Source organism: Euzebyella marina, assembly GCF_003687485.1.
In the GTDB taxonomy this organism is placed as follows: domain Bacteria; phylum Bacteroidota; class Bacteroidia; order Flavobacteriales; family Flavobacteriaceae; genus Euzebyella; species Euzebyella marina.
This window is the reverse complement of sequence record NZ_CP032050.1, coordinates 4,321,322-4,336,668: the sequence shown is the minus strand read 5'-3', so window position 1 is coordinate 4,336,668 and position 15,347 is coordinate 4,321,322. Positions and strand designations below refer to the sequence as shown.

The window sequence follows — 15,347 nt, the reverse complement described above, 5'->3', positions numbered from 1 at the left end:
TTAATCCAAATTTTTGAGTTGAAGGTCTTTAAAAGCTACCAAGGCCTTACCGCCGCCATGAATTTGCAGGCCAATAATTCCTTCGGTGGCCACCGAGGGGTCTTTTTCAGTATAATCTACCGTTTGGTGACCATTGATATACAATTGAATATGCCCGTTTTCGGCGTGTATCTTATAATCGTTCCAATCATTCTTATGAATCCAATCTTCGACCAATGTGGAATCTGGAGCGGCCAAGGTCTCGTTTCTTCTCGATTCATCATACAGACTGGCCCAGTATCCTTCACCCCAATCCGCTTGAAAACCCTGCATTTCATGAGCGGGCTCCGTAAGGCGCTTGCTCCAAATTTGTACTCCGGAGTTGATGAAACCTTCCTCTCCCGTTAGTTTAATCTTAAAGGTGAGGATGAAGTTTTTATAAGATGCATCAGTACATAAAAATTCATTTTGGGGCACCGTTTTTTTCAATGAGCCCCCGATAATCATTTTGTCTTCAATTCGCCAAATATGGGTGGTGTCACCGTTCCAGCCATTGAAGGTTTGACCGTCGAAAATAGGTTGAAATCCGCCTGAAGGATGATTGCAGGCCGAGAAACATACCAAAATATAAAGTGCTATCAAGTACCTTAGGTAAGATAGTCGGTTAAAAAACCTTTGCATGGTAAATAGTTGTTGGTTGAGAGTGGTATTGTTCAACAAGATAATCAATTTAATGAAAGAATTAACGCGAAACCTTTTTGTGATGTGGGGAGTGGAATTACTGTCTACTTTGATGATATAAAACATTTTATGTTACGATTGAATGTTTTACTTTTAGAAATCAACAAACAGAACACTACTATGGGATCACGAAGAAATTTTTTGGAAAAACTGACCGTATCGGCAGTTGGCCTACCTCTATTATATCACAGCAACCCTCTTTTTGCAGCTTCAGAAGCACCGTACCAAGGTCCGGTCTTAAAAGTGGCCATTATGGGTCTTGGTAGTTATGGCACCCGAGTTGCGGAAGCTATGAAAGATTGCAAACGGGCAAAATTGGTGGGTGTTATCAGTGGCACTCCGTCAAAAATAAAAGACTGGCAGGCCAAGTACGATATTCCAAAAAAAAACTGCTACAACTATGAGAATTTTGATGCCATCAAAGACAATAAAGATATCGATGCCGTTTATGTAATTACCCCTAACGGATTGCATAAAGACCAATCAATACGGGTTGCCAAGGCGGGAAAGCACGTTATCTGTGAAAAGCCTATGGCCGTTAATGCAGATGAGGCCCAAGAAATGGTCGATGCCTGTAAGGCTGCCAAGGTACATTTGCTCATTGGTTATCGTATGCATTACGAGCCCAAGACAGTTGAGGTCATTAAGATGCGGCAGAACGGGGAATTCGGGAAAGTAAAATTCTTTCAAGGGCAATCGGGTTTTACTATTGGTGATCCCAGTCAATGGCGTTTGAACAAAGAATTGGCCGGTGGTGGCGCTATGATGGATATTGGTATCTATTCTATTAACGGGGCTCGTTATATGTTGGGCGAAGAGCCTATTTGGGTCACGGCACAGGAAACCAAAACCGACCCGATCAAATTTAAGGAAGGGGTTGACGAGACCATTCAGTTTCAATTGGGTTTCCCAAGTGGTGCGGTGGCCAATTGTCTATCTACTTACAATATGAGTCATTTAGATCGCTTTTTTATGACAGGTTCGGAAGGTTGGGTAGAAATGCAGCCCTCTACCGGTTATGGCCCTATTAAAGGGCGAACCCATAAAGGAGAACTAAATCAATCCCATACGACCCATCAAACCTTGCAGATGGACGGTATGTCTCAACTTATCTTTGAAGGGGTACAACCGATTGTTCCGTTGGATGGGGAAGAAGGGCTGAAGGATATGAAAATAATCGATGCCATTTACGAAGCGGCAGAAACAGGTGAGAAGGTGGCGATTAGCTTGTAGTCTATCGCAAAGGTGTCAGTTTGTTTTCTCAAAGAGTAAAAAGGCATTTATATTTAAACCTGTTTTTCCTTGTTGGAAAAAACTTTAGTGCTCATTTTCATGTCAGCATATCGCGGGTCAGGAATATAGTCTTGCTTTTGCATTTTGATTACTTCGATGCTTAAGAATCCGAACTCGCTCACCACCTTGCCATAAAAACGATACACCCCTTTTCCCCTAAAAAAGTATTTAGCGGCAATGGGAGGAAATAGTACTACATCAAATACTTCGCCCTGCTGATCGACCAAAGTAGCGAAGTGCATACTTTTGCCATGGTGGGTGCTTGTATTCTTGACAGTGACCAAATAGCCATAAATATCGATATGTCTGTTTAAAAACATTTTTAAATCTCTAGCGCATCGACTATTTTTTGGTGGTTCTTCCATTAATTTGAACGGGCTGCACAGACAAAAACCTAGAAGCTCAAATTGTGTGAAAGCAGTTTCTAGCTCGGTAGTATGCAGTTCTGGTATTTGAAAATTTTGATGTTTTGGAGGAAATAGTTTTGGATGGTCTATTTTGCCTTTTCCGCTGAGAAGTAGATGGGCTTTCCATAAAAGTTGATGCTTATTGACACCGGTAAACCTAAACGCATCAATACGAATTAGAATTCCGACTTGCTCAATAGAGATATTTATTCTGTCTAAAAAATCTTCCAATGAATAAAAATTTCCATTGAGCTTTCTTTCTTTGACAATGCGTTCGATTACCCTAATCTCAAGCTCTTTTAGATAGCCTAGTCCTAAAAAAACCTCCTTCCCATAAATCACATTAGCATCAAAACTTCTATTGATGCACGGGGGGTGTATGATGCCTCCTAGCATACGGGCTTCATGAACATAAAACTCGGCACGATAAAATCCCCCACCATTATTTAGCACTGCCACCATATATTCTAGAGGGTAGTAGGTGCGTAGAAACAGTGTTTGGTAGCTTTCTACGGCATACGAGGCAGAATGCCCTTTGGCAAAGGCATAACCGGCAAAACTGGCAATTTGTTCCCAAACCTCAAAGATAATCTGGTCGGGTTCGCCTTTTTTGCGACAGTTTTCGATGAACTTTAGGCGTACTTTTTCAAATTCTTCACGGGATCTGAATTTTCCGCTCATCCCACGGCGTAATACATCGGCCTCACCCAAATCAAGGTCTGCAAAATGATGGGCGACCTTGATTACATCTTCTTGATATACCATTACCCCATAAGTTTCTGGCATAATATCTAACATGACCGGATGCCCTTTTTCAAGAGCCCTGCTTTTATCGCGATGTCTTAAGATATATTCTCTCATCATACCGCTTTTAGCCACCCCAGGGCGGATGATCGAACTTGCGGCTACTAACCCCAGATAATTGTCGACCTCGAGTTTTTTTAATAGCATACGCATAGCGGGCGACTCTACATAAAAACACCCCATACATTGGGCCGTTTTTATGAGCTCATTTATTTTCGGGTCTTTTTTAAACTGACGTATGTTATGTATGTCTAAATCATGTGAAGCTTCTGGTCTATTATAGCGAATGATATCTAAAGACTCTTTGATTTTAGCTAACCCACGTTGCCCTAAAATGTCAAATTTAAATAAGCCCACATCTTCAGCGATGACCATATCGAATTGAGTGGTTGCAAAGCCTTTGGGCGGTAGGTGGGTCGCTGAAAACCAATGTAGTGGTTTCTCGCTTATCAATATTCCTCCGGCGTGTATGCTGAGATAATTGGGCATGCCCATAATTAATTGGGCATATTTAATGACCAATCGTGAAATATCGTCGAGGTTCGATTGATTTTGCCTGCCTTCGCAGAGAATATCTATTTCATTTTTTGGCAGCCCGAAGACTTTGCCAAGTTCTCGTAGAACGCCTCTCTCTTTAAAAGTAACGTAAGTGCCCAAAAGAGCCACATTTTTAAATCTTTTAAAGATATATTCGGTCATTATAGGCCGATCTCGATGGGAGAAGTCGATATCAAAGTCTGGGGGGTTGGTACGGTATAAATTAATAAACCTTTCGAAATATAGATCCAAATCTATTGGGTCGACGTCTGTAATACGCAATAGGTAGGCCACTACACTGTTAGCCCCACTCCCTCGCCCTACATAAAAGAAACCTCGCTTTCGGGCTTCGGTAACGATGTCATAATTGATAAGAAAATAAGATACAAAGCCCATCTCTTTAATAAGCTTCATTTCTTTCTCTAAACGCTCTGTAATACCCTTGCCCCCGTTTGGATATCGATAGGCGAGACCTTCACGACAAAGTTTTTCGAGCAAAGCTTCATCTTTCTCTTTTGTTCCCTGATATGTATTAAGATTCTGGGGTGGTTTTTTTTCGGAAAAATCGAAAAATATACTGCAAGAGTTTAATAAACGTTCTGTGTTCTCTAAAATATAAGTGTGTTCGGAAAAAGCTGCGGCCAGGTTTGTTATCGGAAACATTTTTTCATCTTCAGAAGCTTCTTCAGACTTGTCTAACATGCTTAAAAGTACATTGTTGTCTATAGCCCGTAATAACCGATGTGCATTAAAATCGTTTTTGTTTCTAAATGTCACAGGTTGCTGTACTACTAACTTATCCTTCCATGAAATTAATCTGGAAAACGGCAGTTTTCTTAAGTCTGTAATAGAGACGCCTACATATTCATTTTCATTTAAGGTCATTATCTCATTAAGCAGAATTTTTTCAAAGGGGTAGATTACGTAGGCATTCGAAAACTTAGGTGCAACAGGCGGTATTTTTTTTTGTTCGTGAAGATGATACGAAAGAAAATCGTTGAGTTCTAAATACCCTTGGTTGTTTTGTGCAATGCCTAAAAAACACGGATCTACACCATTTCGAAAGTCAATACCTAAAATAGGGGTGATTCCGAAATCGGGAGCCAATCGAACAAAGTTAAGGCAGGCCGAAGTATTGTTAATGTCTGTTAATACCAATCGTGTTACCTCATTATGTTGAGCTAGGCGCAAGAGCTCTTTTTCGGAAAATGTTCCGAACCGTAGGCTGTAATATGTATGGCAGTTTAGATACATAAAAATAGTAGCGGTCAATAGTTATGGTCAAAAATTGAAATGACCTTACACCATTTTCTGAATTCTATTGTTTGCGGTGGGCCAGTACAATTGGTGGGCGGCCATCGAAAGGGTTTTGCATTCGGCCAATCGTTCGTGCTCCCATGCCAGAAGCACGAATTACACTTTTGTCGCCATACCGCTTTCTAATATGATCCATGGCGTTATAGAGGTTCAAAATTTCCTCAGTATCGTCAAAAAGGTTGATTTGGTAATTGCCAGATACCAAATGACTGAATCTTATACCGACTAACCGTACTAACAATCTTCGATTATAAAGTGATTTGAACATTTCCAATATTTGTGGTATTAGAATATGGTCTGCACTGGTGTATGGAATTCTTAACTGTTTAGAGTAAGTGTTGAAATCGGAGTACCTTATTTTTACGGCGACACAAGCGGTTAATTTTTCACCACGCCTCAGTTGATATGCTAGGTTTTCGGTCATGGCTATCAATATTCCTTTTAGCTTTACCACGTCTATTGTGTCTTTATCAAAAGTGCGTTCGGTCGATATTGATTTGCGATCACAGAAAGGAACCACTGGGGTATGGTCGATTCCATTGGCTCTTTTCCAAATAATCTTGCCATTTTTTCCAAGAACACGCTGCATTATGTCTACGGGCATTTCTTGTATCGTTCGAACTTGGCGTAATCCGAGATTGCGAAGGGTTTGATAGGTTTTGTCACCCACCATAGGTATTTTTTTGATGGATAAAGGAGCTAGAAAGGGTTTCTCCAGTCCAAAATCAATTTTTAATTGATTGTTCGGTTTTGCTTCGTTCGTTGCTACTTTTGAAACAACTTTATTGACTGAAAGTCCAAAAGAAATGGGAAGCCCTACTTCTTTTATGATTCGATGCCTTAGTTCAGATGCATATTTATAACAACCAAAGAACCGATCCATTCCTGTCAAGTCGGCATAGAATTCATCTATACTGGATTTTTCGAATAGTGGTACGTGTTCTTTAATGATTTCGGTCACATCATCAGAACATTTACTGTAGGTGCCTGCATTGCCTTTAATAGTAATGGCTTCAGGGCATAGTTCTTTTGCCATTTTCATCGGCATGCCTGAATGTACCCCATAACCACGTGTCTCATAACTACAGGCGGCTACAACACCGCGGTCGCTTATTCCGCCTACAAGTATAGGCTTACCTTTTAAGCGGCTGTCATGTTTGCGTTCAACAGATACAAAAAATGTATCAAGGTCTAAGTGCAGAATAGTTTTTTGCATAGCAAATCGAAAAATAATCGATAGCTAAATTATGGAATAATTCCAATAATTTGGATTATTTCCTTCTTAAGAAATAAAAATTAACACAACTTGAGGGTAGTCTCAAGTCTTTGGGATTATTAGAATTTTTCTAAGAGTGAATTACGCTTAAAATTAATTGTGTGTTTTTTATAAGTTACCTTCTCTTCGAAGATTCCCTAACAATTAAATTGGTTTTTAGGGTAATCGTCTCGAAATCGATTGGGTTGTCTTCGTCTTCGATTTGTCGAATCAAAAGTTTGGTGGCAGCCTCTCCCATTTGAAAAGCACGGTCGTTGATAGTCGTTAAGTTGGGCTCTATTACTCTTGAAATAGGGTAGTTACTGAAGCCTACAACTGATATTTGTTCCGGTATCTTATAATTGGCTTTTTGAAATACCTGTATGGCACTTATAGCGGTATAGTCATTCGAGCAGAATAATCCGTCCGGAGGTTCTTGTAGTTCAATCATTGCCTTGGCATGCTCGGCCCCTTCTTCATAGGTTAGGTTTTTGGTTTCAAAAACCAAATTAGGGTCAAAAGAGAGCTTATGTGACTGTAGGGCCGCTTTGTAGCCTTCGAACCTATCTTTAAAAATGGTCGTGTTTTGATTACCTGCAATATGTGCTATTCGTTGACAACCTTGTTCGATGAGGTGTTCCGTTGCCCGAAGTGCAGAACCAAAATCATCAATGATAATTTTATTGGCCTTGAAATCTGATGGAACCCGATCGTAGAAAATAATGGGTACTCCTAGTTTTACGAACTTTTTAAAATGGGAATAGTTTTTTGTCTCGTTTGAAATACAAACAATAATGCCCTCTACTAGTCTATTTTGTAAAATCTTGGCAATCTCTTTCTCACGATCAATAGAATCTTTTGATTGAAAAATAGTAACATTATAGCCTTTGCTGTAGGCAAGGTCTTCAATACCACTGATAACTAGGGAATGAAAGTGGACCTCAATTTTCGGAACAATGACGCCGATGGAGTAGGTTCTTTTCTTTCTAAAGCTTGCTGCAATGGTATTGGGCGCAAACCCTAATTCCTCCGCTTTCTGTTGAACCTTGTTCTTAGTGGCTTCACTAATGGCGGGGTGGCCTGCTATCGCTCTTGAGATAGTAGATGGTGAAAGCCCTAGCTCACGAGCCAAATCTTTAAGAGTTATTCTAGAATTTGACATTAATCAGACAAACGTTTGCTTAAATATATATTACGGATAACTTACTGTAATGTGATATTTGATAATAATAATGAACTATGATTGTCAAAATTAAAAATTTCAACCAATAAAATATAGTATAGTGTTAAAAATCGTCGATTCAATATTAATTATTTATGCAAACGTTTGCATAAAGTTAATTCTAATTCTATATTTGGATCACATTCAGTTAACAAACCAAATTTATCCCCGTAAATAATAGTATATGAATAGATTTAAAAAAACTGAAAAACCAGCTATTCGAATTCTAAGAACGTTAGTTTCCAAAGGCTTTTTATTAGTGGCAGTTTTCTTCTGTATAATTCTACAGGCTCAGGTTGAAACCGTCACGGGTCAAATTACCGATGCTGAAACTGGAGAGCCGCTATTAGGTGTAAACATTCTCGAAAAAGGTACGGCCAACGGCGTGGCCTCTGATTTTGACGGTAATTATTCGATAGAGGTGGGGTCAAGTGATGCTGTGCTGGTATTTTCCTTTTTGGGATATGAAACCACTGAGGTGGTAGTGGGTTCCCAAACAAAAATAGACCTGTTGCTGGGTTTGGCGGCCAACCAATTAGATGAATTTGTCGTAGTGGCCTACGGTAAGAAGAAAAAGCGAAATCTTACGGGCTCTGTAGTGTCTGTCGGTGGTGAAGATATCGAACAGACCAATCTACAAGATCCGGTTTCTATTTTACAAGGTAGGGCAGCGGGCGTTCAGGTGATTTCGAATTCGGGTGCCCCTGGCGGCGGCATGACCATTCGTGTGCGGGGTAACTCTTCATTGAATTCAGGTAACTCGCCATTGTACGTGGTCGATGGTGTTCCGATTGAATCTAGCTCGTTGTCATCTCTCAATGGAACGGAAAATTTCGGATTGAATCCCTTGGCCGATATCAATCCGAACGATATTGAATCGATTGAAATACTCAAAGATGCCGCATCAACTGCCATTTACGGATCGCGAGCAGCAAATGGGGTCGTAATGATTACCACCAAAAGAGGTAAAGAGGGTAAAGGTGTGCTCAATGTCAATTTCACCTCCGGTGTGAGTCAGATTACCAGAAAGTTAAGTGTTCTTAACGCTTCACAATACAGGCAGGTAATCATCGATTCTTATAGGAATATGGACAATCCCGTTGAACCTAACTGGACGGTCATCGATTCGCTTAATCCGAAAAACAATGGTGATGTAGATTGGCAAGAAGAACTTCTTAGGGTCGCACCTCAATACAAGGTCGATCTAGCCGTTCAAGGCGGGTCTGAAAATGCCAAATATTCTTGGAGCTCTTCTTTCTTAAACCAAGACGGAATAATTCTCAACTCTAATTATAAAAGGGTCACCTCGAGGGTCAATATCGATTTTAATGTGTCCGATAAATTGACCGTAGGTCAAAGTCTATCCTATACAAACGGTACCAATAGTAGAATAAATGCGGGCGGTAGCGGTAACTTGAGCGTTGTGCGAGAATTACTGATCAGACCACCATCTTATGCGATGTATCTGCCTGATGGTTCGCTCAATGGCTATCAATTCGGAAAAAGAAATCCTGTAGGCCTGGCCGAACAGGCCACCCACTTGAACAAAAGCAATCGAATTATCGGTAACCAATACGCCGAATATCAATTTCTTGAAGGTCTAAAATTGAGAAGTAATCTCAATCTTGATTATCTATCGATGAAGGAAGATGAGTTTTTACCTTCTACATTAGACTATCGAGAGGGGTATAACTCTGGGGCCGTACGTGCCATCAATAATTTGACCTGGGGAAATGAGACCTACCTGAGCTTTGATAAAACCCTTAATGAGAAGCACAACTTAGGTGCTTTATTGGGTATGAGTTTTCAAGAGTGGAAATATGAAAGAACGGGCCTTGATGGTATGTTCTTCCCAAGCGATAATATTAGAACCCTGAATGCGGCCGGAACCATTTCAAACCAAGATGTAAATATCACCACTGAGCATTCGCTGCTGTCTTATTTTGGTCGGTTGTCGTATGACTACATGGGCAAGTATCTTCTAGAACTTAATTTGAGAGCTGATGGTTCATCTCGTTTTGGAGAAGATAAACGCTTCGGATATTTTCCTTCGGCATCGATTGGTTGGCGTTTCTCAGATGAAAAGTTCTTGCAGGGCCAAAACGTTTTGGCCGATGGTAAATTAAGGTTCAGTGCTGGGCAAACAGGCAACGAAGCCATTGGTAACTATACCTCTCAAGGTGAATTTTTGGTAGGCACCAATTATTTAGGTTACTCCGGTGCTTCCCCTTCTGTAATGCCCAACTCCGGCTTAACTTGGGAGACGACTACCCAATTTAACGCAGGTATAGATTTGGCTTTTTTGAACAATCGAATTGTCTTTAATGCCGATGCATATCTAAAGGAGACCGATGACCTTTTGTATAATGTGCCTATTCCAAGAACTACTGGTTTTTCTTATATAACCCAAAATATTGGAAGCATCGAGAATAAAGGATTGGAGTTTTTGCTGGTCACTAAAAACTTAGTGGGTGATTTTAAGTGGGATACGAACTTGAACATTAGTTTGAACAGAAACAAGGTTACCGATTTGCCCGATGAACTATTGACAAACGGATATATTCAAAACGGTCAATACCATATTTTGCAAGAAGGTCTGCCCATCGGTACTTTCTACGGATGGAAATTCGAAGGGGTATATGCTAGCGATGAAGATAATGTGAATGGTATAACCAATGGGGCTTTGGGTAGTGTTTTCAAAGGGGGAGACCCTATTTGGAACGATTTGAACGGCGATAATATTATCGATGAAGATGACCGACAGGTTATCGGAGACGCCCAGCCTGATTTTTTTGGCGGAATTGCCAACAACTTTAGCTATAAGAACTTTAGTCTGAATGTCTTTTTTCAATTTTCTTATGGTAATGATATATATAGCGAAATCAACCATCAAAGAAACTCGGTGGTAAGATATAACAACCTTTCTACCGATGCTCTGAATAGATGGAGGCAGCAAGGCGATGTAACCGATTTTCCCAAACCGGTCAGAGACGATCCTATGCAATCCGACAGTCGAATACAAAGTAGGTGGGTCGAAGACGGTTCATACTTGAAGCTTAAAAATGTAAACTTAAGGTACCGTTTTCCCAATAGGTTGATAGAACCTTTTGGCCTAAGCAATCTAGATGTGTTCGTTACGGCCTCCAATTTGATTACTTGGACGAAGTATACCGGGTTTGACCCCGACGTGAATTCTTATAGCGGTCTTAGGTCTGGCGTTGACGAGGGGTCATACCCTCAAAGTAGAACTATTATGACCGGTCTTAATTTTCAATTCTAAAATCTGAACAATGAAGAAAATAAAAAATATAATTACGGTTCTTTCGATTGCCTTGGTGTTTTCTTGTTCAAAAGATATTTTGGATAAAGAACCGCAGAGTGGTTTTTCGGCTCAAGGTTTTTATAAAACCTCTAGTGATGCGCAGGCTGGTGTGTATGGTATTTATGATGCCGTTCAGTCGACTTTTAGTTTAAACTTTTCTTTTTGGGGCGAAGGCAGGGCCGATGCGGTAAACACCAATCATTCAGGCGATCCTCTTCTTTTACAACAGAACACGCTCAATAAAACAATGAATTCTGCAAGATGGAATAGTCTTTATGAGACCATTAGCAGGGCAAATTATGCAATCAAGTATGTACCTGAAGTATTTGAAGAAGGTAATGAATTTGGACTCCAGTTGGTGGGCCAGGCTCGTGCTCTCAGGGCCTTGTCCTATTTTTATGCCGTACGTATATGGGGTGACGTGCCTTTGGTTCTTGAGCCATATGAAAGTATAGACCAAGAGTTGTTTATTGGTAAGACCGCAAAAGAAGAAGTGTTGGAACAAATTGTGGCCGACCTGAAGTTTGCAGCACAGAATTGCAGAGAGAGTTTCGGCGGTGAGAGAGATCGCCTATTAATAACACGGGGTGGCGCCAACGGTCTGCTGACTCAGGTTTACATGTGGCAGAAAAACTATGAGGCAGCGATAGCCTCGGCTCAATCGGTATTGGGTAACAGTCTATATTCTCTAGTAAGCATTAACGATTGGTCAAAGATATTTACGACCGGTTTTTCTAACGAGAGTATTTTTGAAATTGGTTATGATGATACCCAGACCAATAATTTGAGAATACTTTATGCTATCGGTTCAGATAGTCATTATTTTCCTAGTGAAGGGTTTAGGGCCTCCTTTGAAGAGGGCGATTTGAGGCAAGACCTTATTTATGATGTGACAGAAGAAGAGCCGAGAAAAATATGGAAGTTTTTTGGCCAAGGCTTTGATGATGAAAGTGCGGATCCTTCTTCACAGAATATTGTAATGTTACGTCTGGCAGATATTATGCTGTTAAAGGCTGAGGCGCATAATAAATTGGGTCAAACGGCTCAGGCATTAGATCTTCTCAATACCATTAGGTCAAGGGCGGGATTGGTTGAAATAGATGAAGCTGAAGCCATTTCTACCTATAGCGATGTAGAATCGGCGATTCTGCACGAACGATCTATAGAATTGTCTTTTGAGGGACATAGGTGGTTCGATTTGGTTAGAACTCAAAAGGCTATCGAGGTTATGGGCCCTATAAACGGTCTGTCAGATGAAGCGAACTTGGTATGGCCATTGCACGAAGACGCCCTCAATCGAAATCCGAACCTTGAACAGAATGGGTTCTATTAAAATTTAAAGCTTCTCACTTTAGAAAAAAGAAATATGAAAAAACTAGTTATAACGCACGGAAAAATTCTCCTACTGGCCATAGCTGCACTTGTAGGATTCAATTATGGTTGTGAAGTGCAAGAGAATTTCGAATACCAAGAAGCAGGTATAGAAGCTCAATTGGGTATTTCCGCTTGGGATTATATTAAAACCAGCGATTCGCTTTCAATGTTTGAAAGCGCTATAGTAAGGGCCGAACTACAAAGCCTTTTTAACGATAATTCAGTTCGAACTTATATTGCGCCCACTAACATGGCCTTTCAAGATTATCTAACTGCTAACGGGTATGGTTCAATAGATGATGTTCCACTTCCCATACTAAGAAACGTGTTGAAATATCATGTGGTGAATGAAAAGGTTGTTTTTACGGATCCCGAGCTTTTCGAGAACAATAAACCTTTGCCATATACCACCGAAAATGGTCAAGTAATGTATCTATCGCACGATACCAATTTTATAGGTTTGATCAATCAAGGTACAGGTAAGCAATGGTCGATAACCAGTTCTAATCTAGAGACCCTTGACGATGCGCTACACGTGGTCGGTTCGATAGTTTATTTTTCGGCTCCTCAAAATGATTTGAATGTACCGGATCCTACAGTACAAACAGACACCATATTTCCTTTGTTCGATACCTATATAAATGGCGGAACCCAATCGGGAGCCAATTTTGGAACGGATGTTCTTCTAAAGGTCAAAAATGTTGATGGGGGAGATTATGATAGAAAAGCCTATTTGATGTTCGATTTGAATGATTTTGATAAGGAAGGTGTCATTACCGATATTCGATTGGAACTGGCGGTAAAGTTTACCCACGCCAAGGGTGTTGCCATGGATTTGTATGCCGTTCAAGATACACTATGGACGGAAATGGGCTTGACTTGGGATAATGCTACGGCACCTAACACTCCGCCGATTTCAACCTTGACCACTACCAAAGTTGATGTGTTCGATTTTAATATTATGGAGTACGTCAACGAAATAGGCGCGCAACAAAAAATATCTTTAATGCTCGATGGCGAAGCCGGAAGTAATGAAACCGATGAATTTGGGTCAAAAGAAAATACAGATTTTAATCCTCCCATGTTGATTGCTACGCTCGGCTCAGGCAACAGTTTTTTGACTTTGGCCGTAAACAATGGGTTTAGCGTACAGAAAGGTGAAACATATGTTTGGAATGAACAAGTATTGAAAATAGAAGGTGCTTCCCCTAGCGATATTATTTACACTATTGAAGAGGTTCCTGCCAATGGGTGGTTGATAACCGGAGCCCAGACCTTGCAGGTAGGCGACAAGTTTACCCAACAAGATATTGATTTAATGAATGTGCTATACATAAACAATGGTAATGGTACTGAAGACAGGTTACTTCTATCCGCTAAAGATAGAGTGGGGTCTGAGATCGATCCGTTTGAGGTGATAGCCACTATTGAATAATGAAAAATCAGCAATTCTTTTCTCCTGAAATTATTCATAAAGCTGTAATGGTGTTGCAAACAAGACGTATCGTTGTTCTAGTTCTTGTTCTGTCTATAGCCTTCACGGGCTGTAGTCAGCACTCTGACGAAAATGTTGAAGATGTCGTTCCAAAAAACAGGGTAATTTCTTTCTCAGGGTATGATTGGCTCGTTCGTAGCTCAGGTGTCGATAAAGAAGGTCCCGGGCCGAATGTTTTCTCCGACTCGGAAGAGAATGTATGGGTCGACGGGCAAGGCAGGTTGCATTTGAAGATTGTTTATAAAGATGGTATCGGCTATTGTGCAGGGGTTGCCATGCACAAATCGTTCGGGTACAATAAATATGTGCTGTATTCTTCAAGTAGATTTGATTTGTTGGATGCCAATGCGGTTGCAGGCTTCTTTGTATACAATAGTGACGTTGAAGAAATAGATATTGAATTTTCAAAGTGGTCTGTGGCGGACAATGAGAATGCCCAATTTGCCATTCAGCCATCATCGATTCCGACCAATAAACATCGTTTTGATTTGAAAATGGAAAATGAAAAAGCGACTCACTTCTTTGATTGGAAACCGCAGCAAATAACCTTCGGAAGCTTTGAAGGCCATGTTTCTGATTTGTCTTCGAAGGGTTATACCTGGGTCTATGAAGGAGATGATATTCCTGTTGATACAGAAGAAAGGTTAAAGATCAATCTATGGCTTTTTAAAGGAAAACCTCCAGTAGAGAACAAAGATGTAGAGATAATAATCGATCGAGTCGAAATTTTATAAATTTAAGAAATACAGAGAATTGACTTGACAATAGGCCAAGTCATGACTTTGGCAAGTAAAGGCCAACCGAAATATCAAGTAAATGATAAACAACCAAAACGACATTAATGTATTTGCCACTGGTGAGTTGGCAGGTAAGGCCGCAGGTAAGGCAGTTGAAGATTATTTAGTCAGTATTCAAGATGAAAGGCAGACCATAAGAATCATTTTTGCGGCGGCCCCATCGCAAACGGCAATGCTCGATTATCTGTCAAGTTCAAAATTAATAGCGTGGCATAAGATAGAGGCATTTCATATGGATGAGTACCTCGGTCTGCCGGAAGGCGCCGAACAACATTTTGCTGAATACCTGAAACGCAATTTGTTTCTGAAGGTACCCCTAAAGGCGTATCACCTTATTAATACTCAAGGAAATATTGAAAAGGAAAAAGCCAAATATTCAAAATTGATCAATACAGCGGCTATTGATATAGTTTGCTTGGGCATAGGGGAGAATGGGCATATTGCATTTAACGACCCTCCAGTGGCAGATTTCAATGACCCGGAAACTCTAAAGGTCGTTACTCTTGATGAAGAATGTAGAATTCAGCAGGTAAATGACAAATGTTTTGAAACATTGGGGCGGGTTCCTAAAAAGGCTTTGACTTTAACCATTCCTACACTTGTAAAGAGCGAGAAACTCTTTTGTGTTGTTTTGGGGCCCACCAAAAGTGAAGCGGTCAAAAATACCTTAACAGGACCTGTATCAGAGGCTTGCCCTGCTTCCATTTTGACCCAACACCCAGATTGTGCTTTTTACTTTGATAAAGAGGCCTATAAAAAGGTAAAGAAAGTATCTGTTTAAACGAATAGAAAATCCAACCACAG

General features: G+C 40.4%; 10 protein-coding genes. 6 read left to right on the top strand and 4 right to left on the bottom strand.

Annotated features, from left to right (window positions below; all coding sequences use genetic code 11):
- The gene (locus D1013_RS18590) at nt 1-786 is read right to left on the bottom strand and encodes a 3-keto-disaccharide hydrolase (protein WP_205601262.1); all 786 of its coding nucleotides are present in this window, start codon (nt 784-786) and stop codon (nt 1-3) included.
- A gap of 3 nt (nt 787-789) precedes the next feature.
- Here D1013_RS18590 and D1013_RS18585 point away from each other — a divergent pair, with 3 nt between their 5' ends.
- Nucleotides 790-1,953 carry a Gfo/Idh/MocA family protein gene (locus D1013_RS18585; protein WP_225621402.1) on the top strand — a complete coding sequence of 388 codons (1,164 nt, stop codon included), beginning with the start codon at nt 790-792 and terminating at the stop codon, nt 1,951-1,953.
- A gap of 53 nt (nt 1,954-2,006) precedes the next feature.
- Here D1013_RS18585 and D1013_RS18580 read toward each other — a convergent pair whose 3' ends face one another.
- The 3 genes from D1013_RS18580 to D1013_RS18570 all read right to left on the bottom strand — a co-directional run bounded on the left by D1013_RS18580 (nt 2,007) and on the right by D1013_RS18570 (nt 7,495).
- Entirely contained in the window at nt 2,007-5,015 is a 3,009-nt protein-coding gene (locus D1013_RS18580; RefSeq protein WP_121850254.1) for a DNA polymerase III subunit alpha, read from the bottom strand.
- Nucleotides 5,016-5,079: 64 nt separating this feature from the next.
- Nucleotides 5,080-6,294, bottom strand: a complete 1,215-nt coding sequence (dinB, locus tag D1013_RS18575; RefSeq protein ID WP_121850253.1) for a DNA polymerase IV — start codon at nt 6,292-6,294, stop codon at nt 5,080-5,082.
- A 175-nt stretch (nt 6,295-6,469) separates the two neighbouring features.
- On the bottom strand, nt 6,470-7,495 hold the full coding sequence (locus D1013_RS18570; protein WP_121850252.1) for a LacI family DNA-binding transcriptional regulator: 1,026 nt from the start codon (nt 7,493-7,495) through the stop codon (nt 6,470-6,472).
- 244 nt (nt 7,496-7,739) lie between these two features.
- Here D1013_RS18570 and D1013_RS18565 point away from each other — a divergent pair, with 244 nt between their 5' ends.
- From D1013_RS18565 to D1013_RS18545, 5 genes are all read left to right on the top strand, one after another.
- Entirely contained in the window at nt 7,740-10,835 is a 3,096-nt protein-coding gene (locus tag D1013_RS18565; protein WP_121850251.1) for a SusC/RagA family TonB-linked outer membrane protein, read from the top strand.
- A gap of 10 nt (nt 10,836-10,845) precedes the next feature.
- Nucleotides 10,846-12,210: a RagB/SusD family nutrient uptake outer membrane protein gene (locus D1013_RS18560; protein WP_121850250.1), complete on the top strand. Its 1,365-nt coding sequence runs from the start codon at nt 10,846-10,848 to the stop codon at nt 12,208-12,210.
- Nucleotides 12,211-12,243: 33 nt separating this feature from the next.
- The gene (locus D1013_RS18555) at nt 12,244-13,686 is read left to right on the top strand and encodes a CBM96 family carbohydrate-binding protein (protein WP_121850249.1); all 1,443 of its coding nucleotides are present in this window, start codon (nt 12,244-12,246) and stop codon (nt 13,684-13,686) included.
- Complete coding sequence (locus tag D1013_RS18550; protein ID WP_121850248.1) at nt 13,686-14,480, top strand: LamG domain-containing protein; 795 nt, start codon at nt 13,686-13,688, stop codon at nt 14,478-14,480. The genes D1013_RS18555 and D1013_RS18550 overlap by 1 nt, the downstream gene beginning before the upstream one ends.
- 82 nt (nt 14,481-14,562) lie before the next feature.
- Entirely contained in the window at nt 14,563-15,324 is a 762-nt protein-coding gene (locus D1013_RS18545; protein ID WP_121850247.1) for a 6-phosphogluconolactonase, read from the top strand.
- Nucleotides 15,325-15,347: the final 23 nt, after the last annotated feature.